Here is a 23,110-nt window from a genome sequence, read left to right as displayed (position 1 = left end):
GGAAAAACCTTTACACCCTATCTGTCGTCGTCTATCATAGCCCAGCAGACCAGCGGCTGTCAAGTGCAATCCCTTGTCACCATGTAAACGGGATTACTAGGCCGTTTCGTTCTCTTCCGATTTCTGGATCAGACCGGCAAACAGCGCATGTACAAACTGCTCGGAATCGAATTCCTGCAGATCGCTCATTTTTTCCCCCAGCCCAACGAGCTTGACCGGCAAATTCAATTCATTGCGGATGGCAATGACGATGCCGCCCTTCGCCGTTCCATCCAGCTTCGTCAGCACAAGCCCCGTAACTCCGCTTTTTTCGCCAAAAAGCTTGGCCTGACTGAGCGCATTTTGCCCGGTCGTCGCATCAAGCACGAGCAGCACCTCATGCGGAGCACTGGGTACTTCACGCTGGATTACGCGGTATATTTTATTGAGCTCATCCATCAGATTGGATTTGTTCTGCAGCCTTCCAGCCGTATCGCATAACAGCACATCGACATTACGCTGCTTGGCTGCCTGAACGGCGTCGAACATGACCGCGGCCGGATCCGCACCCGACTGCTGCTTGATTACATCCACGCCGACCCGCTGCCCCCACACTTCCAGCTGCTCGATCGCTCCCGCGCGGAATGTGTCCCCTGCCGCCAGCAGCACTTTTTTTCCTTCGGATTTAAACTTATGGGCAAGCTTGCCGATTGTTGTTGTTTTGCCGACCCCATTAACACCGACAAACAAAATGACAGTCATTCCGGAAGGCGCCATCTGCAGTCCGGTCTTCTCTTCGCTTTTGAGCAGATCGACCAGCTTCTCCGAGAGAATCGGCTGCAGATCGGCAGCATTTTCAATTTTGCGCTTCTTCACTTCAATCCGCAGTTCCTCGATCAGCTGCATCACGGTATTCACGCCAACATCGGCGCCGATCAGAATCTCCTCAAGCTCTTCATAGAACTCCTCATCGATCTTCTTGCGGCGGGTGATCAGCTCCTCGACCTTCTCGACGAAAGCGGTTCTTGTCTTGGTCAGCCCTTCCTTGAATGCATTGGTGACCGCCTCGGTTTTGCTTGAGATACTTTCCTTCAGGCGTTTAAAAAAACTCATCGATTTTCCTCCATCTCCTTCATTTCATCAGGCAGAAACGGCTTCCTCGTCCTCCAGACGCACCGAGACAAGCTTGGACACGCCGCCTTCCTCCATCGTTACCCCGTACAGGACATCGGCTTCTTCCATCGTGCCTTTGCGGTGGGTAACCACAATAAACTGGGTAAGCTCCGAGAATTCGCGCAGGTATTGCGCAAATCGGGATACATTGGCTTCGTCCAATGCGGCCTCTACCTCGTCAAGCACGCAGAACGGCACAGGCTTAACCTGCAGAATGGCAAACAACAGGGCGATAGCCGTCAGCGCCCGCTCCCCCCCGGAGAGAAGCTGCAAATTCTGCAGCTTCTTGCCTGGAGGCTGCGCCACAATATCAATTCCGCTGTCAAGCACCCGTTCAGGTTCAACCATGATCAGATCCGCCCGCCCGCCGCCAAACAGCTTGGCAAAAACAATGACAAAATGCCCGCGAATCGCTTCGAAAGTGGTCCTGAAACGCTTGCTCATCTCTTCATCCATCTCACGGATGACGTGGTACAGCGTCGTCTTCGCTTCAATAAGATCATTCTTCTGATCGTTCAGGAAGGTAAAGCGCTCCTTCACTCTCTCATATTCTTCAATCGCTCCGAGATTAACCTCGCCAAGGGCAGATATCCGGCGCTTCAGCTCACGGACCTGATTCTGCGTCTCCTGGACATCCTCGGGTACCGGATAACGCTCTTTGGCCAATTCATAGCTAAGCTCATATTCCTCGCTCAGCTTGCGGAGCAGATTATCCAGCTCTACGTCCAGCCGGTTGGCTGCAATTTCCGTCTGCCTCAGCTGATCGTCGACCGAGCGCAGCTGCGAGCGCTGCTCCTTCGTTTCGCTTTCCCCCTCCTCAAGCTCTCGTATAAGCTCAGCCCGCTGCGAGCGCTTGATATCCGTCTGCTCCGAACACGAGTCCTTCTGCAGCTTCAGATGGTTGAGCTGCTCGAGCTGCCTGACGCTCTCCTCGCCATGCTGGCCGGCGTCCTCTTCCTGACGTGTCAGCATATCGCGTAGTCCCGCAAGCTCCTGCTTGGCTCGTCCAATATCGGAGCGCACCCTGGCTGCCTGGTCCTCGAAGGAGTTTTTTTCCTGATCCGTCTTGGCGACAGCGATCTTGAGATCCGTCAATTGATCCTGCAGCTGCTCCTTGGCCGTCTCCCCTTCTTTGCGCCGGGTCTCGGCGATCCGGATAGCTTCCTGCAGCTTCGCTTCCTCAAGCGTCAGTTCAGCCAGACGTTCCCTGGCAGCCGCCTCCGATTTGGCGATATTCTCGCGTTCAGCCTGCTGACCGACATTATCGGCATCGAACAGCTGACGCTGTTCGACCAAATGCCGGTTCTCATTATCCAGCTGCTGGAGTTCGGCGCGGACATGCTGCTCTTCAATACGACGCTGCTCGCCCTGGGCGCGCAGGTCATCCACGTTCTGATTCCGTATCGACTGCTCCTTGCGCAGATCGCTTATTTTGTCGCGCAGCTTGGCTAATTGGTCATCCGTCGCTTTGAGCTCCTCGCTCAGCTGCTCAATTTGCCGTTGGCGGCCAAGCAGATTCGCGCCTTTCTTCTGCAAGCTTCCGCCCGTCATGGATCCGCCCGCATTCACCACATCGCCTTCCAGCGTAACGACCCTGAAGCGGTACTGGCATTTTGCCGCGATCCGGTTGGCATGCTCCAGCGTTTCGGCAAGAAGCACATTGCCAAGCAGATTATTGATAATCGAAGAATATCTCGGTTCACAGGAGACAAGCTCTGCGGCCACTCCGACAAACCCTTCAATGCTCTCAATCATCCGTTTGTCATGGTCGGGAATATTCCGTCCGCGAATGACATCAAGCGGCAGAAATGTCGCCCGCCCCAGCTGACGCTGCTTCAGGAAAGCAATCGCTGTCCGCGCGCTTTTCTCATTCTCCATCACGACATGCTGCAGTGCGCCGCCGAGGGCGGTTTCTACGGCCAGCTCCACCTTTTCCGGCACACGCACAAGCTCCGCTACTGCTCCATGCACGCCTTCCAGCCCGCCCGAGGTACGGCGGGAAGCCTTCAGCACCTCACGGACACCCTGCATAAAGCCGTCCAGGTCGTCCTGCATTTCCTTCATTGTATCCCGGCGCGAGCGGAGCGCTTCGAGCTTTTGTTCCCATTTTCGCGCTGATGCCTGGGCTTCCTCCAGCAATTTCTGACCGGATTGCAGCTGCTCGCCTTCATGAATATAGCGGTTGCGGAGTGTGGTTATTTCCGTGAGCGTTGCTTCCAGCTTTTGCTCCAGCTCCGCCTTGCGGACGGTGAGCTTCCCGTTCTGCTCACGCCATTTGGCATGCTCCTCGTCGAGCCGCTCCATACGCCGCTGCAGCGCTTCCTCCTGCTGAACCGCATAGCGGATTTCGTTGCGCAGCTGGGCCATGGAGCTGAGCACGTCAAGCAGCTCGCTTTTCAACGATTCTTCCGCATCTCCTGAAGCCGACGCTGCTGTTCCCAGCAGCCTTGCCTCCTCGCTTGCCAGCTTGGCGCGCAGAGTCTGAAGATCATTCTCAAGCGACGCAGCCTTGCCTCGGAACTCCGCTTCTTCCCTGGCCAGCTGCGAAATCCGCTCGTTCTGCGCGGTGATCGAAGCTTCCAGCTGAGAACGGTTCTGCTCCAGATTGCGTTTTCTCTCTTTGAGCACCTCGCCGTAGCCTTCGCATTTCTCGTAATCCTCGCTGTACTGCAGCATGGCCCCATGCAGTTGGTCAAGCGCTGCCTCCAGCTCGCGCAGCTTCTGCCGATCCTTCTCCAGCAAGGCATCATGCTTGCTGACCACTGTTGACAAAGCCAGCTGTTCTTCCTGAAGCCTGGCCATCCGTACGCTTGCCTCGCTCCAGGAGGTGTGTACGGCTTGAATATTATGTACATACATGGAAATTTCCGATGTCTTGAGCTGTTCCTTAAACTGCTTGAAGGATATCGCTTTCTCTGATTGAACCCGAAGCGGTTCCACCTGGTCCTCGAGTTCCGAGACCAGATCATGAATGCGCAGCAAATTCTGCTCGGTATCATCGAGCTTCCTCTGCGCTTCACGTTTGCGTGACTTATATTTCACGATGCCCGAGGCTTCCTCGAAGATTCCCCGGCGATCCTCTGAGCGTGTACTGAGAATTTCTTCAATACGGCCTTGACCGATAATGGAATAGGCTTCTTTGCCGATGCCCGTATCCATGAATAATTCCGTAATATCCTTCAGTCTGCAGGGCTGCTTGTTAATCATATATTCACTGTCCCCGCTGCGGTGAACCCTGCGCGTAACGGTAACTTCATTGAACTCCAGAGGAAGCGCGTTGTCCGCGTTATCCAGTGTCAGCGACACCTCGCTGAAATTTACCGCTTTGCGGGCATCACTGCCGGCAAAAATGATATCTTCCATCTTGCCGCCGCGCAGACTTTTGGCGCTTTGCTCGCCAAGCACCCAGCGGATGCTGTCGCTTATATTGCTTTTTCCGCTGCCATTGGGCCCGACAACAGCCGTAATGCCTTGAACGAATTCAAGCTCCGTCTTATCGGCAAATGATTTAAATCCTGCTAATTCAATCCTTTTCAGGAACATAGCTTAGCCTTCACCTCATCGACTATTGTATCATAAAAACATCCAGGCCCGCTCTGTCCAAGAAGAAACGGCTGCCCGCCGTCCTCTGGCAGCCAAGCCAAGTTTCTTCCCTAACGAAAATAGAAGCAAAGTATGATGGAAATTCAAACTTTCCCATTTGAACAAAAATCCCGGTACGCTTAAGTCAGCGACCAGGATCTTTTCCACAGCTATTCAAGTAAAGGAGTTCAACCCGGCAGCTTGCGCCATGCTTCCGCAGCAGCCTGCTGCTCCGCTTCCTTCTTTGTTCGTCCGATTCCCGTTCCATACAGAACATCAGCAATATAGACCTCCACGACAAACTCTCTGTCATGGGCAGGTCCGCGCTCTTCCGTAATCCGATACTCGATCAAACCCATGCCGCTGTGCTGAGCCCGCTCCTGCAGCGTCGATTTGTAATCCTTGACAAGCATGCCGCCATCGCTGTCGATATGGGGAAAGATGTGCCGGGCAAGAAATGTCCGGACAGCCTCCAGTCCCTGGTCGAGATAAATCGCGCCGACGAACGACTCAAACAGATCCGCAAGCAGCGCAGGCCGAAGCCTGCCCCCGAGCTGTTCTTCCCCGCGCCCCAGCATAACATGGGCTCCAAGTCCGAGCATATCGGCGAATCTGGCAAGCGATGGCTCACAAACAATCGAAGCACGCATCCGGGTCAATTGACCCTCAGGACGCTCCGGGAAAGTCCGGTACAGAAACTCCGATACCGTCAATTGAAGAACGGCGTCGCCCAAGAATTCAAGCCGCTCATTATGTTCAAGCACGCTTTGACGGTGTTCATTCACATATGAGGTGTGTGTGAACGCTTGTCTCAGCAGACGGGTCGTACGAAATCGAAGCTGCAGCCGCGATTGGAGCTCCTCAAACTTTTCAAGCTTCATATTTCTTCATCACGATCGTGGCGTTATGACCGCCGAAACCGAACGAGTTGGACAATGCGATCTGCACATCCGCTTCACGGGACGTGTTCGGCACATAATCGAGATCGCACTCCGGATCCGGAGTTTCCAGGTTAATAGTGGGCGCAATCCTGCCATTCTGCAGCGTCAGGCCGAGAATGACGGCTTCGACGCCTCCGGCGGCTCCCAGAAGATGGCCGGTCATCGACTTCGTCGAGCTCACAGCCAGCTTATAGGCATGTTCACCGAAAGCCTTCTTGATCGCAATCGTTTCCGAGCGGTCGCCAATTCCCGTTGAAGTGCCGTGAGCATTAATATAATCGATAGCCGACGGATCAATAGCCGCATCTTTGAGCGCTTTCACCATGCACCGGGCAGCGCCGTCAGGATCGGGGTCCGTCATATGATGAGCGTCGCCGCTCATACCATAGCCGATAATTTCTGCATAAATCCGGGCTCCCCGCTTCTGTGCATGCTCCAATGATTCAAGAATCAGCACGCCTGATCCCTCGCCCATAATAAATCCGTCGCGATCAAGATCAAACGGCCGGCTTGCTTTTGTCGGTTCGTCGTTGCGCGTTGACATAGCGCGCATGGAGCAGAAGCCTGCCATTCCTATAGGACGAATCGTCGCTTCCGCACCGCCGCAAATCATCGCGTCGGCATCGCCGCGCTGAATGATTTTGAACGAGTCGCCGATGGAGTGAGTCCCGGTTGCACAAGCGGTCACCGCCGTGCTGTTGGGGCCTTTGGCTCCGGTTGTAATGGAAACCTGGCCTGATCCCATATTGGCGATCATCATCGGAATAAAGAATGGGCTGACCCGCTTGGGGCCTTTCTCCAGCAAAATATTGTGCTGGTCTTCCCATGTGCCGAGACCGCCGATACCTGATCCAATCGCGACGCCGATTCTCTCGGGATCCATATTCTCCCCAAGCGTAAGACCGGCGTCTTTGACGGCAAGCTGGCTGGCAACAACCGCAAATTGCACAAAACGGTCCATGCGGCGCGCTTCCTTTTTGCCCAATAATTCATCGGGCTGGAAATCCTTGATCTCAGCTGCGATCTGGGTCGTATATTCAGACACGTCAAACGCCTCGATATGCGAAACGCCGGACTTGCCTTGTATCAGATTCTCCCAAAACTGTTCCAAATCAGAACCGAGCGAGGTCATGACCCCCATGCCCGTAACGACCACTCTCTGTTTCATTCAACTCACCTCAGATGGACAACGATAATGGTTACCGTACCATATTTATAATAATCTATTAAAAACGCTTACCTGCGCTTACTCGCTTTAGATAAATCCATGTGAAAGTCGAAAAGGAGAGAAGTCCCGCTGTGAACGGGACCCGTAATTTTACGTTTAGGTATGAGAAGATATGTACTTCACTACTTCTCCCACACTGGTAATTTTCTCTGCATCTTCATCAGAGATCTCCATATCGAATTCATCTTCCAGTTCCATGACTAGTTCGACGACATCTAAAGAGTCAGCGCCAAGGTCGTCTTTAAACGACGCTTCAAGCGATACTTCCGATTCGTCAACGCCAAGGCGGTCGACAACGATGCGTTTCACACGATCAAATACATCGGACATCCGGTTCACCTCCTCCATGGTATTATACGAGAATCTTGGACAAATTGCCATACGTCTGTCATCGGCCGGAAATAGCCTGAAACAGCAGGCTCCGGTTCATTTACATGTACATGCCGCCGTCCACATGAATCGTCTGTCCGGTCATGTAGGAAGCGGAATCGGACGCCAGGAACCGGACTGCTGACGCAATGTCTTCCGGTGCTCCAAGGCGGGCCAGGGGTATGTCCCCTTGCAGTTTGGTTCTCATCTCATCCGGCAGCTTGTCGGTCATATCGGTTTCTATAAAACCCGGCGCCACACAGTTTACCGTAATGAAGCGTGATGCCAGCTCACGGGCTGAAGCTTTCGTCAGGCCGATTACCCCTGCCTTGGCCGCTACGTAGTTAGCTTGCCCAGGATTGCCAAGTACGCCCACAACGGATGAAATATTAATAATCCGGCCGGAGCGCTGCTTCATCATGGGGCGCGTTACCGCTTTGATCCCGTTGAAGACGCCTTTGAGATTGGTCTCGATGACCTGGTCGAACTCATCTTCCTTCATCCGCATAATGAGATTATCGCGCGTGATTCCTGCATTATTGACCAAAATATCGATGGTGCCAAACGTTTCGACAACCTGCTTGACCATCGCTTCGAACTCGTTTGACTTGCCGACGTTCGCCTGGATTGTGATGGCGCGGCGGCCCAGGGCCTCTACGGCCTGTGCGGTTTCGGCTGCTGCCGCTTCACTTCCCGCGTAATTGATCGCTACGTCCGCTCCGCCTTCCGCAAGAGCAATTGCGATGGCCCGGCCGATGCCGCGGGATGCGCCTGTGACGAGGGCGATTTTGCCTGTTAGGTTTGCAAACAAATGGTTTGGCTCCTTTCTGTTTGGACGATGGGGACTGGCTGGTCCCTCAGTGCGCTCCCCCGCTATGGGGATATATAGGGTGCGCCCCCTAAATCCCCGGAGGGGGACCCCAAAGGGCCCCGGCCCTCTGGACTCCCGGATGGTTGTCCGCGTTGATGCTGCGGCGCTCCCTTGCCCATCCGTGCCCAGTACCCGTTTTCGTCCCTGCGGGACACACTTTACTGCCAGTGCTCCTTAAGGTGCTTCGCACGAGGATTAACTAACGCGTGTGCCATTGAGTCGCTTTGTTGAGTTTCTTCTTAAGTGTGAGTCTGCCTGAGGCCTTAAATGAAGAATCAGGTTATGACTGAACCTTATTGTTTAACTTCTTATAACTGCTGCTCCTCAGGTGCTTCGCACGAGGATTAACTAAAGCATGCGCAGCCTATCTTCCCGGCAACCTTTAAATCACCGCGGCCTCGATGGATGATGCCGAGTTGATGGAAATGATTTTAAGGGATTTATCGATTTTTTTGATCAAGCCTGCCAGAACGGTGCCGGATCCGATTTCGATGAAGGTATCCACGCCCTGACCGATCAGATATCGGATGCTGTCCTCCCAAAGTACCGGTGAGTAAACCTGCTCGGCCAGCAAACGGCGGATCTCCGATGCCTCCACTGCCGGACCTGCTGTAACATTGGCTATGACCGGCACAGCCGCATCGCCTAGTTGAATGTTGGCTAATACTTCAGCCAGTTTCTCGGCAGCCGGCTTCATTAAGGAGGAATGGAACGGTCCGCTCACTTCCAGCGGTATGACCCGCTTGGCGCCCGCTTCCTTGCCGCGCTCAACGATGGCTTGTACACCTGCCGATGTGCCGGATATAACGATTTGTCCCGGACAGTTTATGTTGGCCAGTTCCACTGCGCCTGTCACTGCTGAAACTGCTGCACACAGCGCCGCCAGATCATCGCGTTCTGCGCCAAGCACCGCTGCCATAGCCCCTTGTCCACTTGGCACGGCCTGCTCCATGAATTCGCCGCGCGCTCTGACTGTGCGAACTGCGTCCTCGAACGACAGCACACCTGAGGCAACTAGGGCGCTGTACTCGCCCAGACTGTGGCCTGCGGCATAATCCGCTGTGATTCCCTGCTTGCGAAAGGCTTCCAGAAGCGCAATGCTTACCGTCAGCAGTGCAGGCTGCGTATTCACTGTTTGTTTTAGCGCTTCGTCCGGACCGTTGAAGATCAAATCGCTCAGCTTGAAGCCGAGCGCCTCGTCCGCCCGCTCGAAGACGGCTCTTGAAGCGTCAATCGTATCGAAGGCGTCCTTGCCCATTCCTACCGCCTGCGCACCCTGACCGGGAAATACAAATGCTGTTTTGCCCATAACGATGCACCTCCTTATTTAAATCTTCAAGCCTTTCGCCATTACCAGACCAATACGGACGCTCCCCATGTAAGCCCGCCGCCAAAGCCGACCATTACAAGACGATCTCCATCATGGACGCGGTCCTGCTCTACCGCTTCGGCTAGCGCAATCGGTATCGATGCGGCCGAGACATTGCCGTAATTGTGAAGATTAATCATGCTTTTCTCTTCCGGAAGACTCAGCCGGTTCAATGCGGATTGAATAATACGGATATTGGCCTGGTGGGGGATTAAGAGATCGATATCCCCTTTGTCCATCCCGGCTTTACGAAGCGCTTCCTCTGCGGCATTGCCCATAATCCGGACGGCAAATTTGAATACCTCGCTGCCAGCCATATAAATAAAATGCTGTTTGTCGGCTATTGTTTGCGCCGTAGAAGGGTTGCGCGAACCACCGCCGGAAATTTTAAGCAGATCGCCGCCGCCTCCATCCGCACCAAGCTCGAACGATTTGAAGCCCCGCCCTTCCGGCACGGCCCCGACTACAACCGCCCCCGCCCCGTCTCCAAACAGGATGCAGGTGTTGCGGTCCGTGTAATCCGTAATCCGGGACAGACATTCTGCGCCGACTACCAGCACATGACGGTACATGCCGGTTGAAATCATACTGGTTGCCGTTGCCAATCCATAGATAAAGCCGGAGCATGCGGCCGACAAATCAAACGCGGCCGCCCGCTTCGCTCCCAGCTTCTCCTGCAGCAAGCAGGCGGTTGAAGGAAAAAACATATCCGGCGTAATCGTTGCCACAATAATAAGATCCAGCTCTTCGGCTGTAATGCCGGCTGCCTTAAGAGCAGCTGTCGAAGCATGGAATGCCAGATCCGATGTCGCCTGTTCCGGAGCGGCTATCCGGCGTTCGCGGATTCCGGTCCGGGAGACGATCCACTCGTCGTTGGTATCGACCATTTGCTCCAGTTCATGATTCGTTAAAATTCGTTCAGGCACATATTTGCCCGTTCCAATAATGCCAACTGATGATTGCAGCATGATTCACTCTCACTTCCTGCCGATTTCAGCCGCGATTGAAGGAATCAGCTGGCTCTCTATCGCTATTTTTGCCTGGCGGATGCCATTCTTCACCGCTTTGATATCTGATGATCCGTGACATTTGATGACAAGTCCGTTTACGCCCAGCAGCGGTGCGCCGCCATGCTCCTTGTAGTCCATTTTTTTGCGCAGCTTCTGCATGCTGGAGCGAAGAATCGATGCCGCGATTTTATTAATGAAAGAGCTGGTCAATGTGTCCCTCAGGGTGCTGAACAACATCCCAGCCGTTCCTTCCATGGTCTTGAGCATAATGTTGCCGGCGAAGCCGTCGCAGACAAGCACATCGCAATTATGCGCCAGCACATCCCGCGATTCCACATTCCCGATAAAATTTATCGGTGCCGCTTCCAGCAAGCTATAGGCAGCCTTGGACAATTCATTGCCTTTCATGGCTTCCGTTCCCACATTCAGCAGACCAACGCGCGGGTTCTTCAGGCCCTGTACCTTGGTCCGGTAAATGCTGCCCATAATGGCATACTGCAGCAGATGCTCCGGCTTGGCATCCATATTCGCGCCCAGATCAAGCGCAAGCACGCCAACATCGTTCACCGTCGGCAGCATATAAACCAGCGCCGGCCGTTCAATGCCCTCAATTCTGCCCACAACGAGCAGTCCTGTGGTCATCAACGCACCGGTATTGCCGGCTGAGAGCATCGCCTCTGCCTCGCCTTCACGAACCAGTCTGCCTGCTACAACCATGGAAGCTTCCTTCTTCCGGCGCACAGCTTTCACCGGTTCTTCATCGGGACCGATAACATCCTCTGCATGAACGATTGTCACGTTGGACGGCAGCGCCCCCGCAATATGCTCTTTAATCCGGACTGTGTCGCCGACGAGCAGGAGCTTCGTATCGGGCCATTCTAACGCTGCCTCCATTGCTCCTTTGACGATGAGCTCAGGCGCATGGTCTCCTCCCATCGCATCAATTGCGATCCGCACTTAATTTCCTCCCTCGATGGCCGTCTCTCCCGCGGACCGGTAAATGACGAAGTGGCCCTGAAACACCATTTCATCTCCCACATAAGAAAACACTTCTACTTTTGCTTTGCTTTGCCTGCCGGATATGGACCGTACATAGGCCTTGGATATACACTTCTCTCCCAGTTTCACCGAACGCAAAAAACGGATGTCCGCCGTTGCCGTCAATGCGATCTCATCGTTAATAACAGCGACAGCCAGCGAATTGGCCTGCGCGAAAATATGATGTCCGCGGGCGATGCCGGTTCGGGAGAAAACATGTTCAGCCCGTATTTCAAATATGGAGATACCGCTCTTATCCAGCTGCAGATCAACAATATCCCCTATGACTTCATGCAGCGGCAGGGAACGGACCGAATCATAGGAGCGTTCGGCCATCAGCTTAATGCGCTCCCGCAGCTCGGGAATGCCGAGCTCCATTCGGTCAAGCCTTACGGTCTGAATGCTTACTTTCAATTGACGTGTAAGCTCACGGTCCGTAATGAACGGGTTCTCCTCAATAAGCCGGGAGAGCTGCTGGTGCCGTTGTCTTTTCGGAAGACGCTCGATAATCCGCACCACCCTTTATCTATGATTTTGCATGGCCTTTTGCGGACTTTTTATATTTTTTCGTCCTTGTTAGCGGGTATCCATTTGAATCCAGCTATTATAACCTGGTCCTAACAAGTATATATAAGAATCCGATGGGAAGCAATGACAACACGGTTAAATTCATCAATTGATCCCATGCCGGATGAAGGAGACAAAAAAAATAGCACCTCACCGCGGGATGAAGTACTACTGGTCAATCGTACTATTGTTTGATGATTTCTCTCGTTTTGTAATATCCGCAAACTTTGCACACCCGGTGAGCCAATTTCAACTCTCCGCATTGCTCACATTTCACCATGCCCGGCACAGCCAGTTTGAAATGCGTGCGGCGTTTGTCACGACGGGTTTTCGATGTTCTTCGTTGTGGTACTGCCATATTTCCCACCTCCTTAACAGAATTCGCGTTAGACGCCTGCCCGTAAGCAGCCGCGTCTACTTTTCCTTGAACAAATCTTGCAACGCGGCCAAACGGGGATCAATAACATCCTTCGAGCATCCGCAATTTTCCACATTTAAGTTGGCGCCGCATGTGTGGCAGAGTCCCTTGCAGTCCTCTTCGCACAACGGGATGAAAGGCAGGGAGAGAAGCATCGTTTCTTCGACGAAAGGCTCAAGATCCACCTTGTCCTCTTCTACCGCAATAATTTCTTCCGCATTCTCAAGATTCTCAGGATTCTCAATCTTGGCATTGGCAGGCTTGAAACGTTCATCGAAGGAAGCCGTAATCTGTTCCTTCGTCGGTTCCAGACAGCGGGAGCATGCAAATTCGACTTCAACGGACAACTTGCCCTCCACATGAGCAATACCGTCTGTCACGCTGGCCGTCATATCAACCTCAAGCGGACCTGCGCTGATAACGTCGCTGCGAACCTGCTGAAGCCAATCTGCGTTTAAACTCTCGCGAATCGGAATCGTTGCCCCTTTGGACAAAAATTCACGAAGCTGAATCTTCATAAGATCACCCCAAACAAACAAAGTTTATTATATCGATTCTTGAATCGTTTTGTCAACAATTTCACTCCATGATATAGTGAAAAAAATACCAGCACTATTCCGGAGGGTCATTGCGATGCGTACAGTCGGTCTAATCGTTGAATATAATCCGTTCCATAACGGACATTACTATCATTTACAACAATCGGTCAAAATAACGAACGCGGACGCGGTTATTGCCGTAATGAGCGGAAATTTCCTGCAACGCGGCGAACCTGCGCTGCTGGATAAATGGACGCGGACCGAGATGGCGCTCCGCGGGGGCTGCGATCTGGTCATTGAACTGCCTGTCGCCTATTCCACGCAGGCGGCGGAATGGTTCGCCTATGGCGCCGTCGCGCTCCTCGGCGCGACCGGCGTCGTAGACGCCCTCTGCTTCGGCAGCGAGGCCGGAGATATCGGGCCGCTGCGCCGCATTGCCCGCACGCTCGCGCATGAGCCGGAGCCATTCGCCCGGCTGATGGCGGATACGCTGGGCGGCGGCGCCAGCTACCCTGCGGCTTACAGCGAAGCGGTGCGCCTCCACATGGCCCAGACGGGCGATCAGGAGGCTGCCGCCTTCCCCCTGGAGCAGCCCAACAATACGCTTGGGCTGCATTACCTGCTGGCGCTTGAGCGGCTGGACAGCCGCATCGAGCCCTATACGCTCCGCCGCGAGAAAGCCGGGTACTCGCAGGCGGACATAACGGACCGCCGGATCGCCAGCGCCACGGCGATCCGCAAGCTGGTTTCGCAGCAGGGGACGCCCGATGAGGCGGCTCCCTATGTGCCCGAATCCACAATGGATCTGCTGCAACGGGATTATGCAGCAGGCCGCGGCCCCATCAGCTGGTCTTCTTTTACGAAGCCGCTGTTTCACAAAATTATGACCGAATCGGCGGCATCGCTTGCCGAGTATCATGAAATGAGCGAAGGACTTCAGCATAGGCTCAAGCATTCCGCAGCCGCGCTTGCTTCCCTGGAGGTCGATGCCCTGCTTGAAGCTGTCAAGACGCGCCGTTATACGCGGACGAAGCTGCAGCGCATGCTGCTTGCCGTTCTGCTCGGGCACCGCAAGCGGGACATGACGCCGGAGCGGCTGAGAAACGGCCTCCAATACCTGCGCGTGCTTGGTTTTACCGGCAAAGGCCGCGAGCTGCTTCGAAGAATGAAAACGACGGCCCACCTTCCGGTTCTGCACAGCGCCGCAAGGCCTCCGGAGCTCTTCCCTTACCTCGATCTCGATGTGCAGGCCACCGCCGCCTACACACTGGCCAGGGGCAATGCAGCGGCACGCGATTGTTTTCGCGATTACTATGAGAAGCCGATTACGATTTAACAGGTCTAATGCGGACAAGTCCAGCGTACAATGTAGTGGCTGTTTATGTCCAGCTACTATACTTGTAATGGAGTGAGTCCCAATGAAAAGAACGCTGCTGATCGGCTTTCTGTCCATTGTTTTGGTCGGAGCGATCATATATCGTCCCGATGACGCTTTTCAGGCTTCGCTGCAGGGCCTGACCATCTGGTGGAATATTGTTTTCCCGGGCCTGCTGCCTTTCCTGGCGCTGCTTGAGCTGATGCTTGCCTTCGGAGGGGTCCATTTTCTCGGAACGCTGCTCAATCCGCTGATGAGAAGGCTGTTCAGGCTGCCTGGCGAAGCGGGCTTCGCCATGGCGATGGGCTGGACGGCCGGCTCCCCGTCAGGTGCGGAAGCCGCCTCCGCGCTCAGACGGAGCGGCCTGGTCTCCCGCACGGAGGGACAGCGGCTGCTCGCCCTCTCCCATATGCCAAGCCCCCTGTTCATGCTGCTTGTCGTCGGCGCCGGGTTCATGCACCGGCCGGAGCTGGGTATTGTAATCGCCGCTATCGTATGGCTGGTTGGGTTGGCCAGCGGTCTTGTCCTTGCCAGAATCACACATGCCGGCGAACAGAGCACTCCTGCCGTAACCGATACCCGCCCTTTGTTTCGCCGGGCCGCGACCGCAATGGCGGATGCCCGCAAAGCCGATGGCCGAACCTTCGGCAAGACACTGGGCGACGCTGTCACCACATCGGTGTACAAGCTGATGGCAATCGGCGGGTTTATGATGATCTGCGCCGTCCTTGTCCGGCTGCTTGAACCGATCATGCCAAGTCAGCTGCCTTCATATATTTTGCCAGGGCTTATTGAGAGCCATATAGGCGCATATGCGGCCGCGGTTTCCGAACAATCAGGCGGACTTGCCTGGAATGCGGCAGCGATTGCAGCTGTGCTCAGCTGGGGCGGAATCAGTTCGCTCCTCCAGGCCGCAAGCTCCGTATCCGGAACCGATCTGTCGGTCCGGCCGCTCCTTCTGATGCGGCTGGCCCAATCGGCTCTCGCCTTCGCCGCAACAATCGCCTTATGGAGGCCGGTTACCGGTGCTCTCGCCGCATTCTTTCCCGCCTCCACCACGACGCTTGAGCATATGGGCGGCAGCGTGCACCCGTTCACGCAAACCGTACAAGCCGGAGATTTGTTCAGCCTGTGGCCGTTCATGCCTCTGGTGCTGCTTCTGTTTGCCGGCGGAGTGCTTGTGCTCGCAATCGCCTCTGTCAGCGCCCCGCGGAAGTGGACGCGCTAAAAAACGCCGCGGCGCAGCGAATTTCCTTTTCGTTCAGGCAGCGGTCATGTTTCTTTGTTTTTATATTTCACAGCCAGCGCTTTTTCGACCTCAGGCGGAACCAGATCCTGCACTTTGCCATGGAATTTGGCGATTTCCTTGACAATGCTGGAGCTGAGATACGAGTACCGGGGGTTGGTCATCATAAAGATCGTTTCGATCTCTCCGTCCAGCTGATGGTTGGTCGATGCCAGCTGAAGCTCGTATTCGAAATCCGTCACGGAGCGGATACCCCGGACAATCACGTCCGCATTGCGCGAGCGCATGAAATGAACCAGCAAATCGCGGAAGCTGTCAATGGACACATTCGGCAAATCCCGGGTCACTTCCTTCAGAAGCACCTTGCGCTCCTCCACGGTAAAAAGCGGATTCTTGCTGGAATTATTCAGCACAGCCACAATCAGATGATCAAATTGCCTGGCGGCTCTGCGGATAATATCCATATGCCCGTATGTGACAGGATCGAAGCTGCCTGGATAGACAGCTACCCGCTGACCGGCGGGCGTTCCTTCCACCGGGATAAGCGGGTTTATGGAAGGCGCTGCGCCTATTGAACCGGCTGCGGGATTAGATGAGAAAGGCATGCATTATTCCTCCATTTGTACAGTCGAACCGTCTGCATGACGGTAATAATAAATCGTAACTGCCGTGTCGCCGTATGTTGAATGTTTCGCCTGCTCAAAACCGTCGATCGCTTCCGGATAGGTATGTCCGGCATCATGCTCGACGACAATAACCGCGCCGGGACTAAGCAGCCCAAGCCCGGAGAGCGACTGCATCATGACATCCATGTTCCTGATTTTATAAGGCGGATCCAGAAAAACGATACGAAATGCCGTCCCACGTTTGGCGAGGGCCTTCAATGCGCGCAAGCTTTCATTGCGGTATATTTCGGCCTGCTCCGTGAACCCGGCAGCTTGTACATTCCGTTTGACCACATCGATGCTGCTCTGCTCCAAATCGACAAATACCGCATGATCCGCACCCCTGCTCAACGCCTCGATGCCAAGTCCGCCGGTACCGGCGAACAGATCAAGCGCCCATCCGCCTTCAAAATAAGGACCGATCATGCTGAAAATTGCTTCCTTGACCTTGTCGGTGGTCGGACGCGTATTCATCCCGGGAACTGCTTTTAAAGCACGGCCTTTAGCCGTACCTGCAATAACTCTCAACTTCTTGCCCTTCCCCTTTCGAAAGCTCTCGTTAAGACTGCTGCTATCTTAACATACTTCCCGGCAGTTGTTAAAGCGTTTGGGGCGCTCTACATTCGCTCCGAAACGACGTTCGCCTGAAGAAATGGAAGCAAATAATCGGGTCCGCCGGCTTTGAAGTCGGTTCCCCTAAGACTGTTTTTGAATGATAAATAAGGTAAACGTTCATTATAAGCATGGACCATTCCTTCAAACATTCTTTATCATTTTCAATAGCCTCATCCGTCTGCTTAATGGAAACTTATTATGCTTCGATCATTTTTTGTCATGTCATCGGCGCATATGGTCTATATATAAGCATGACGGCCGGTAAAAATGACAGCTTGTGTGCGCGAAGGCGGCGAGCGGGAGTTTTTCGGCTATAGGCGTGAGGAGTGTGTTCGGATGGATATCGGAAACCGATTGTTCCGCTCGGCGCTGCTCGGTCTTGCCGGCAACCGTGCGGCACGGGCACTGTCACAACGATATGGGATGAAGCTGGGGGCCAGGCGCTTTGTCGCAGGCGAGACCATGGAAGAGGCAATCGTTCAGGCTAAACGGCTGAATGCGGAAGGCATTGCGGTTACGCTGGATTTTCTGGGCGAGAGCGTAAGCAGTCTGGAAGAGGCAAAAACAAGCGAGCTTGGGTACCTGGAGCTGCTCAGGACAATTGAGCGGGAGGGCATCAACGGCAATATATCGCTCAAGCCGACTCAATTCGGACTGGCGCTGGACCGGACCGCATGCGAAGAAGGAATCCGGACCGTTGTGAAGGAGGCCGCCAGGCTCGGGCTGTTCGTCCGGCTGGATATGGAGGACAGTCCATGGACCGATTCCACAATCGGCATCGTCCGGAAGCTGCATGAGGAAGGATATTCGAATGTCGGCACCGTTATTCAAGCCTATCTGTACCGGAGCGGTCGTGATGTTCAAGCCATGACGGCAAATAAAATGAATCTGCGGCTCGTAAAAGGCGCTTATAAGGAGTCCCGCCGCATTGCTTTCGAAACGAAGCGGGAGGTAGACGACAATATGCGGCGTTTGATCAAAGCGCGGCTGGACAGCGGCGTTTATACAGCGATTGCCACCCATGACCAAAGCATCATCAGATGGGTGCAATCCTACACGCGCATGCGCGCCATTCCCCGAAGCCGCTTTGAATTCCAGATGCTCTACGGCATCCGGAATCCGCTTCAGCGGTCCTTGGCAAAGGAGGGCTACACGGTTCGCAGCTACGTTCCGTTCGGCCGCAGCTGGTATCCTTATTTCGTCCGGCGTCTGGCCGAACGGCCCGCTAATGTGATGTTCGTCGTGAAGAGCGTCGTGCTGCGCAAATAATATTGCCAATTATGCACAGGGAGGCCAAAAGAATGAAACAACAGCAAATCGCCGTCCTCCCTGTTCCTTTTGACTGGGGAGCCAGCCGGCGCGGAGCCGAAGGCGGACCGCAAGCCGTTCTCATCGCAGGCCTTGAGGATAAGCTGCAGCAGCTAAAGCTGGATTATGTCATCCTGAAGGATTCCTACCTGCCTGATCCAGCGGCTGACGAACGGACCTCAGAGCGCATGAAACACTGGGGACGCGTACTTGCCATGAGCAAGGCGGTCGCGTTCGAGGTATCGCGGCTGTCTGCCAGCGGCTCCTTCCCGTTGACGATCGGCGGCGATCACAGCATTGCCATCGGTACCATTGCCGGACTATGTCAGCATAAAAAAAAGCTTGGCGTCATCTGGATCGACGCACATGCTGATCTCAACACTCCTCTCACATCGCCCTCCGGCAATATGCACGGCATGAGTCTTGCTGCCGGCCTTGGGTATGGGGACCCCGGCTTTGTCCAGCTTTGCGGCAGCAGCCCCAAGCTTGAGCCCAGCCGCGTAGTGCTCGTTGGAGCCAGACAGCTCGATGAAGGAGAGAAACAGCTCATCCAGGCGCTCGGGGTCACCTGCTTCACCATGCATGATATCGACAAACTAGGCATGGGCCGTATCATGGAGCAGGCGATTCGGATCGCCGCCAACGGTGCAGACGGCGTTCATGTCAGCTTCGATATCGACAGCGTTGACCCCGGCGAGGCTCCGGGAACCGGTACCCCTGTGAGGGGCGGCTTGAATTACCGGGAGGCTCATTTGGCCATGGAAATGCTGCATGATTGCGGTGCGGTAACCTCCGCCGATGTGGTTGAGGTCAATCCGCTGCTGGACAGCACGCATGGAACAGCCAAGCTTGCCGTCGAGCTTATCAGCTCTCTGCTCGGAGAGAAAATCCTGTAAAAAAAAGGCCGTTTGTCTTCTGCGCATGAAGCGTCGCAAAAGGCAAGCGGCCTTTGTACTGAAGCTGTTTCCTTTACCGGATGCTGTTTAGCCCGCTGGAGTCTCAGCAGCCGGATCTGCAGGAGGTGCATTTGGATCTGCAGGCGCATCTGTTGCTGCCGGTTCTTCCAGTGTATTGGTGATTTTGGCTTTGGCTTTGATATCCTGAAGCCATGAAGAGGACAGCTCAGAAACCTGCTGAGCAAGCAATTGGTCCTTGATTTTCGCTTTTTCCTCATCCAGGGTAGCCGTGTGGGCTGCTTTGCGGTCTGTGAACTTGATGATATGGAAGCCGTTGGCACCCTGTACAATCGGACTAAGCTCGTCCTTGGTTTTGAGAGCGAACGCCGCATCCTCGAACGGCTTGTCCATCACACCGCGCGGGAAGAAGTTCAAATCTCCGCCGTTATCCTTGCTGCCCGTATCAATCGATTTCTCGGAAGCCAGCTTAGCGAAATCTGCGCCGCCTTGAAGCTCCTTCAGAATCGCTTCCGCTTCCGCTTTGGTTGCTACAAGAATATGGGAGACGCGAACCTGCTCCGGCGTATCGAAGGATGCTTTGTTTTGGTCAAAATACTGTTTGATCTGGTCGTCGGTAACCGTTGCCTTCGGTTCCAGCAATTTGCGGATACGAAGCTGAGTCGGCATTTCCTTGCGGAAATCCGCTTCTGTCATTCCGTTCTGCTGCAGCCATGCATTGAAGTCGTCCGCTGTAGGGAAACGTCCCTCCCAAAGCTTGACCTCGCTGTCAATATCGGCTTCTGTCGCCGTGATGCCCGCTTTATCGGCTTCCTGTTTGACCAGCTCTTCCTGAATCATCTGATCCAGCGTCGACTTGCCGCCCAGACTGATCATTTTGTCAAACAGATTGTCCTGCGTGATTTTGACATCATTGACGGTTGCCACAACTTCATCACTGCCGCTTGCGCTGCCAAAAGGCGGCTTGATCAGCGCTACAACAAGCAGCAGTGCCAGTCCGATCGCGATGAACATCCAGGGCTTGCTGCTGTTGCCCCTGCGGCTTGCCTCCGGTGCTGACGGGCCTGCTCCAACCGGAACGGGCGTGAGCGGCTCGTCTTGAGCACCATCAGTCTCTTCACGCTCATCTGCAAGCCCGGACTCTATGTCCCGGTCCGTGACATCCTCCGTCAAGTCCGAGGGCGTTTCCTTCTCGAGATTTAAGCCTTCCTTGGCCGTGGAATCAACGTCCGTTTCTCCGTCAAGCTCGGGGCTTGCCGAAGCTTCCTTTTCTTCCTGTTCAATCTCTTTATCTAGATCCTTGTCTTTCTCGTTCAATGCGTAAAACTCCCTTCTGAAAATGGATGCAGTTATTGTTTCTGCTGCAGTCAAATATACCAGATTAAAAATTAAAAAACCTTAAGAGAAGATAAAATGTCGGCAGTTTCTATAAAAGAAACCAATGAATCGGCAGCAGCAAAACCGGGGTAAACACAGCGCAGGCGGCCATGGAAAACCCGCTCACGCCGCCCTCCTCCTGGGAATCGGCGAGCAGTCTGGCGGAGCCTATTCCGTGCGCAGCGGCACCAATGGCGATAGAAGCGGCTACACGGTCGTGCACGCCAACGAGCTTGAGCAGCACAGGGCCGGCCACACTGCCGAACAATCCCGTCATCACGGTAAGCGCTGCGGTGAATTCCGGCGATCCGCCCAGCCAGCGTGAAAGCTCGACCGAGACGGCCGCGGTCACTGATTTCGGAAGCGATGATCTCAGCAGCTCCTCGGTGCCGCCTAAAGCGATTACGCACAGGGCGTTCACGCCAATGCCCAGCGCGCTCCCCACGAAGGCTCCAAGCAGGAGGGAGGGCAGAAGCGGCTTCAACCGGACGGCTTGTTTATAAAGCGGAATAGCCAGCGCTACCGTTGCCGGACCGAGAAAGAAAGTGACCATATCCCCGCCAACCTTGTAATTCGAATAATCAATGCGTCCAAGCTGCAGGAATCCATAAACAAGAACAGGTGCCGTGATAAGCGGATGCAGCCGCGGAACCCGTTTCCGGACAAGCAAGGCGACTGCATACGCGACAACGGTGACGCATACGCCAAAAAGCGGATCACTATAAAGACTGCTGCCGTTCATGCGGAATCTCCTTCCGCTTGTTCGTTAAAAGCTGCGTGACCAGACCGGTTAGAAGCGTAACAACGGCTGTACCTGCCGTCAAGCTGATCAATGCGGCAAGCCAGGATTCCTGAAGCAATGGGAGGAAGGTCGACACGCCGGCAAGCAGCGGCACAAAAAAAAGCATCATATGCCGCGTCAGCAACGTTGCGCTGGCTTCCACCCATTCCAGTTTAATGACATTCAAAAACAAAGCCGCCGTCAGCAGCAGCAGCCCCAGCACATGAGAAGGAAGCGGCACACGGGCAATTGAATGCAGCAGCCACCCTAAACCATCAAAACCGATAATAATGACAAATCCGCGCATCAAACTCTCCTCACTATCCATTTTCGCCTTATTTTCCTCGTTTATTCCCTTGCGCTTTCACGTTATTCCCGGTCCCCCTGGGACTCCATCCCTTCCGGGTGCGCCGCATGGAAAGTGGGTCCGCAGGACGTAAACGGGCATTCCGCCCAATCGCCATCAGGTGCGTCTCTGCACCTTCTACGTTATTCCCGGTCCCCCTGGGACTCCATCCCTTCCGGGTGCGCCCGCATGGTAAGTGGGTCCGCAGGACGTAACGGGCACTCCGCCCAATCGCCATCAGGTGCGTCTCTGCACCTGGCCCCCCTGGGACTCCATCCCTTCCGGGTGCGCCGCATGATAAGTGGGTCCGCAGGACGTAAACGGGCATTCCGCCAACTGTTGTCAGGTGCGTCTCTGCATCTCCCTCGTTACACCGTCCGGGTGTCCAGAGGGCCGGGGCCCTTGGGGTCCCCCTCCGGGGGATTTAGGGGGCTATATCACCCCACCTGGTTCCTCACCGCACCATCCATAAATGATTGCAGATTCCCTGCAGCCAGACTCATCAGGCTCTTTCTCGACTCAACGGTAGCCCAGCCCATATGAGGGGTCAAAAAGCAATTTGGCGCGCCAATTAGCGGATGGTCAGCAGGAGGCGGCTCCACGGACAATACATCCAGACCTGCGCCGGCAATCGTGCCTGCCTGCAGAGCATCCACCAGATCCTGTTCCACAATATGGCCGCCGCGAGCCGTATTAACGAGGAACGCCGTCGGTTTCATCAGACCGAGCGTCCGGCTGCTCACAATCCCCTTCGTTTGATCGGTTAGCGGGCAATGAAGAGAGATAAAATCAGACTCGCGGAACAGCTCGTCCTCCTCTACAAATCGAACATGCTCAAGGCCCTCAACCTGCTTGGCGGTCCGGGTGTGGACCACCACACGCATGCCGAAGGCTGCTGCGATCTGAGCGACCTGCTGGCCGATTTGGCCAAAACCGATAATGCCCATCGTTTTATGAACCAACCCATGAAGCGGGGATAAGGAGAACGTAAAATCTTTAATGGCCGACCAGCGCCCTCCATGAACGGCATCGCTATGCTTTTGAACCTGATGGCAAAACTCCAGAATCAAGGAAAAAACCAGCTGCGAGACCGAGAATGAGCTGTAGTCAGGCACATTGGTGACCGTGATCCCCCGCAGTGCAGCGGCTTTGGTATCAACGATGTTATAGCCGGTAGCGAGAACACCGATATATTTCAGCTTGGGAAGCCTGGCGAGCGTTTCAGCCGACAACGGGGTTTTGTTGGACAGCACAACTTCGGCATCCTCCGCGCGCTGGACAATTTCTTCCTCCGTGGTGCGGTCGTATACCGTCAGCTTGCCCAGTCTGGATATTTCCTCCCAGCTCAAATCTCCCGGATTCAGGGTATAGCCATCCAAAACAACAATATTCATCGAAA

General features: G+C 54.6%; 22 protein-coding genes. 4 read left to right on the top strand and 18 right to left on the bottom strand.

The annotated features are described in order from the left end of the window. Nucleotides 1–96: 96 nt before the first annotated feature. The 12 genes from ftsY to AC0YOB_RS14075 all read right to left on the bottom strand — a co-directional run bounded on the left by ftsY (nt 97) and on the right by AC0YOB_RS14075 (nt 13,063). On the bottom strand, nt 97–1,092 hold the full coding sequence (gene ftsY, locus AC0YOB_RS14130; protein ID WP_210041254.1) for a signal recognition particle-docking protein FtsY: 996 nt from the start codon (nt 1,090–1,092) through the stop codon (nt 97–99). A 27-nt stretch (nt 1,093–1,119) separates the two neighbouring features. After that, complete coding sequence (smc, locus tag AC0YOB_RS14125; protein ID WP_475793327.1) at nt 1,120–4,695, bottom strand: chromosome segregation protein SMC; 3,576 nt, start codon at nt 4,693–4,695, stop codon at nt 1,120–1,122. A 227-nt stretch (nt 4,696–4,922) separates the two neighbouring features. After that, complete coding sequence (gene rnc, locus AC0YOB_RS14120; RefSeq protein ID WP_475793326.1) at nt 4,923–5,615, bottom strand: ribonuclease III; 693 nt, start codon at nt 5,613–5,615, stop codon at nt 4,923–4,925. Continuing rightward, nucleotides 5,605–6,843 (bottom strand): beta-ketoacyl-ACP synthase II, encoded by a 1,239-nt coding sequence (gene fabF, locus AC0YOB_RS14115; RefSeq protein ID WP_475793325.1) that lies wholly within the window; start codon nt 6,841–6,843, stop codon nt 5,605–5,607. The genes rnc and fabF overlap by 11 nt, the downstream gene beginning before the upstream one ends. Nucleotides 6,844–6,999: 156 nt before the next feature. Further along, nucleotides 7,000–7,233 carry an acyl carrier protein gene (gene acpP / locus AC0YOB_RS14110; protein ID WP_188992569.1) on the bottom strand — a complete coding sequence of 78 codons (234 nt, stop codon included), beginning with the start codon at nt 7,231–7,233 and terminating at the stop codon, nt 7,000–7,002. A gap of 100 nt (nt 7,234–7,333) precedes the next feature. Beyond that, nucleotides 7,334–8,083 (bottom strand): 3-oxoacyl-[acyl-carrier-protein] reductase, encoded by a 750-nt coding sequence (gene fabG / locus AC0YOB_RS14105; RefSeq protein WP_475793324.1) that lies wholly within the window; start codon nt 8,081–8,083, stop codon nt 7,334–7,336. A 442-nt stretch (nt 8,084–8,525) separates the two neighbouring features. After that, a complete protein-coding gene (fabD, locus tag AC0YOB_RS14100; RefSeq protein WP_475793323.1) occupies nt 8,526–9,452 on the bottom strand; it encodes an ACP S-malonyltransferase in 927 nt (308 codons plus the stop codon). Between the two features lie 41 nt (nt 9,453–9,493). Beyond that, the gene (locus AC0YOB_RS14095; RefSeq protein WP_210041265.1) at nt 9,494–10,480 is read right to left on the bottom strand and encodes a beta-ketoacyl-ACP synthase III; all 987 of its coding nucleotides are present in this window, start codon (nt 10,478–10,480) and stop codon (nt 9,494–9,496) included. Nucleotides 10,481–10,489: 9 nt separating this feature from the next. After that, complete coding sequence (gene plsX, locus AC0YOB_RS14090) at nt 10,490–11,479, bottom strand: phosphate acyltransferase PlsX (protein WP_475793322.1); 990 nt, start codon at nt 11,477–11,479, stop codon at nt 10,490–10,492. Then, complete coding sequence (gene fapR, locus AC0YOB_RS14085; RefSeq protein WP_210041269.1) at nt 11,480–12,079, bottom strand: transcription factor FapR; 600 nt, start codon at nt 12,077–12,079, stop codon at nt 11,480–11,482. Between the two features lie 232 nt (nt 12,080–12,311). Continuing rightward, nucleotides 12,312–12,485 (bottom strand): 50S ribosomal protein L32, encoded by a 174-nt coding sequence (gene rpmF / locus AC0YOB_RS14080; RefSeq protein ID WP_188992574.1) that lies wholly within the window; start codon nt 12,483–12,485, stop codon nt 12,312–12,314. A gap of 56 nt (nt 12,486–12,541) precedes the next feature. Then, the gene (locus AC0YOB_RS14075) at nt 12,542–13,063 is read right to left on the bottom strand and encodes a YceD family protein (RefSeq protein ID WP_210041271.1); all 522 of its coding nucleotides are present in this window, start codon (nt 13,061–13,063) and stop codon (nt 12,542–12,544) included. Between the two features lie 115 nt (nt 13,064–13,178). Between AC0YOB_RS14075 and AC0YOB_RS14070 the strand changes: the two genes are divergently transcribed. Further along, nucleotides 13,179–14,420, top strand: a complete 1,242-nt coding sequence (locus AC0YOB_RS14070) for a nucleotidyltransferase (protein ID WP_475793321.1) — start codon at nt 13,179–13,181, stop codon at nt 14,418–14,420. A gap of 82 nt (nt 14,421–14,502) precedes the next feature. Next, the gene (locus AC0YOB_RS14065) at nt 14,503–15,687 is read left to right on the top strand and encodes a nucleoside recognition domain-containing protein (RefSeq protein ID WP_475793320.1); all 1,185 of its coding nucleotides are present in this window, start codon (nt 14,503–14,505) and stop codon (nt 15,685–15,687) included. 44 nt (nt 15,688–15,731) lie between these two features. Here AC0YOB_RS14065 and coaD read toward each other — a convergent pair whose 3' ends face one another. Then, a complete protein-coding gene (gene coaD / locus AC0YOB_RS14060; RefSeq protein WP_475793319.1) occupies nt 15,732–16,310 on the bottom strand; it encodes a pantetheine-phosphate adenylyltransferase in 579 nt (192 codons plus the stop codon). Between the two features lie 3 nt (nt 16,311–16,313). Beyond that, nucleotides 16,314–16,898, bottom strand: a complete 585-nt coding sequence (gene rsmD, locus AC0YOB_RS14055) for a 16S rRNA (guanine(966)-N(2))-methyltransferase RsmD (protein WP_475793318.1) — start codon at nt 16,896–16,898, stop codon at nt 16,314–16,316. Nucleotides 16,899–17,321: 423 nt separating this feature from the next. On the opposite strand from rsmD, the gene AC0YOB_RS14050 reads away from it, so the two are divergent. Together AC0YOB_RS14050 and rocF are read left to right on the top strand one after the other, a co-directional pair. After that, entirely contained in the window at nt 17,322–18,254 is a 933-nt protein-coding gene (locus tag AC0YOB_RS14050) for a proline dehydrogenase family protein (RefSeq protein ID WP_475793317.1), read from the top strand. 32 nt (nt 18,255–18,286) lie between these two features. After that, entirely contained in the window at nt 18,287–19,189 is a 903-nt protein-coding gene (rocF, locus tag AC0YOB_RS14045) for an arginase (RefSeq protein ID WP_475793316.1), read from the top strand. A gap of 87 nt (nt 19,190–19,276) precedes the next feature. Here the strand turns inward: rocF and AC0YOB_RS14040 are convergent, their stop codons facing one another. From AC0YOB_RS14040 to AC0YOB_RS14025, 4 genes are all read right to left on the bottom strand, one after another. After that, nucleotides 19,277–20,524, bottom strand: a complete 1,248-nt coding sequence (locus tag AC0YOB_RS14040; RefSeq protein WP_475793315.1) for a foldase protein PrsA — start codon at nt 20,522–20,524, stop codon at nt 19,277–19,279. A gap of 109 nt (nt 20,525–20,633) precedes the next feature. Next, nucleotides 20,634–21,326, bottom strand: a complete 693-nt coding sequence (locus AC0YOB_RS14035; protein WP_475793314.1) for an LrgB family protein — start codon at nt 21,324–21,326, stop codon at nt 20,634–20,636. Then, a complete protein-coding gene (locus AC0YOB_RS14030; protein WP_475767802.1) occupies nt 21,304–21,672 on the bottom strand; it encodes a CidA/LrgA family protein in 369 nt (122 codons plus the stop codon). Before AC0YOB_RS14030 ends, AC0YOB_RS14035 begins: the two co-directional genes overlap by 23 nt. Nucleotides 21,673–22,148: 476 nt before the next feature. Further along, nucleotides 22,149–23,105: a D-2-hydroxyacid dehydrogenase gene (locus AC0YOB_RS14025; protein WP_475793313.1), complete on the bottom strand. Its 957-nt coding sequence runs from the start codon at nt 23,103–23,105 to the stop codon at nt 22,149–22,151. Nucleotides 23,106–23,110: the final 5 nt, after the last annotated feature.

This window comes from Paenibacillus sp. JT31N17 (assembly GCF_056269255.1).
Note: the sequence above shows the minus strand (reverse complement) of the source record. Positions and strands in the feature narration are given on the sequence as shown.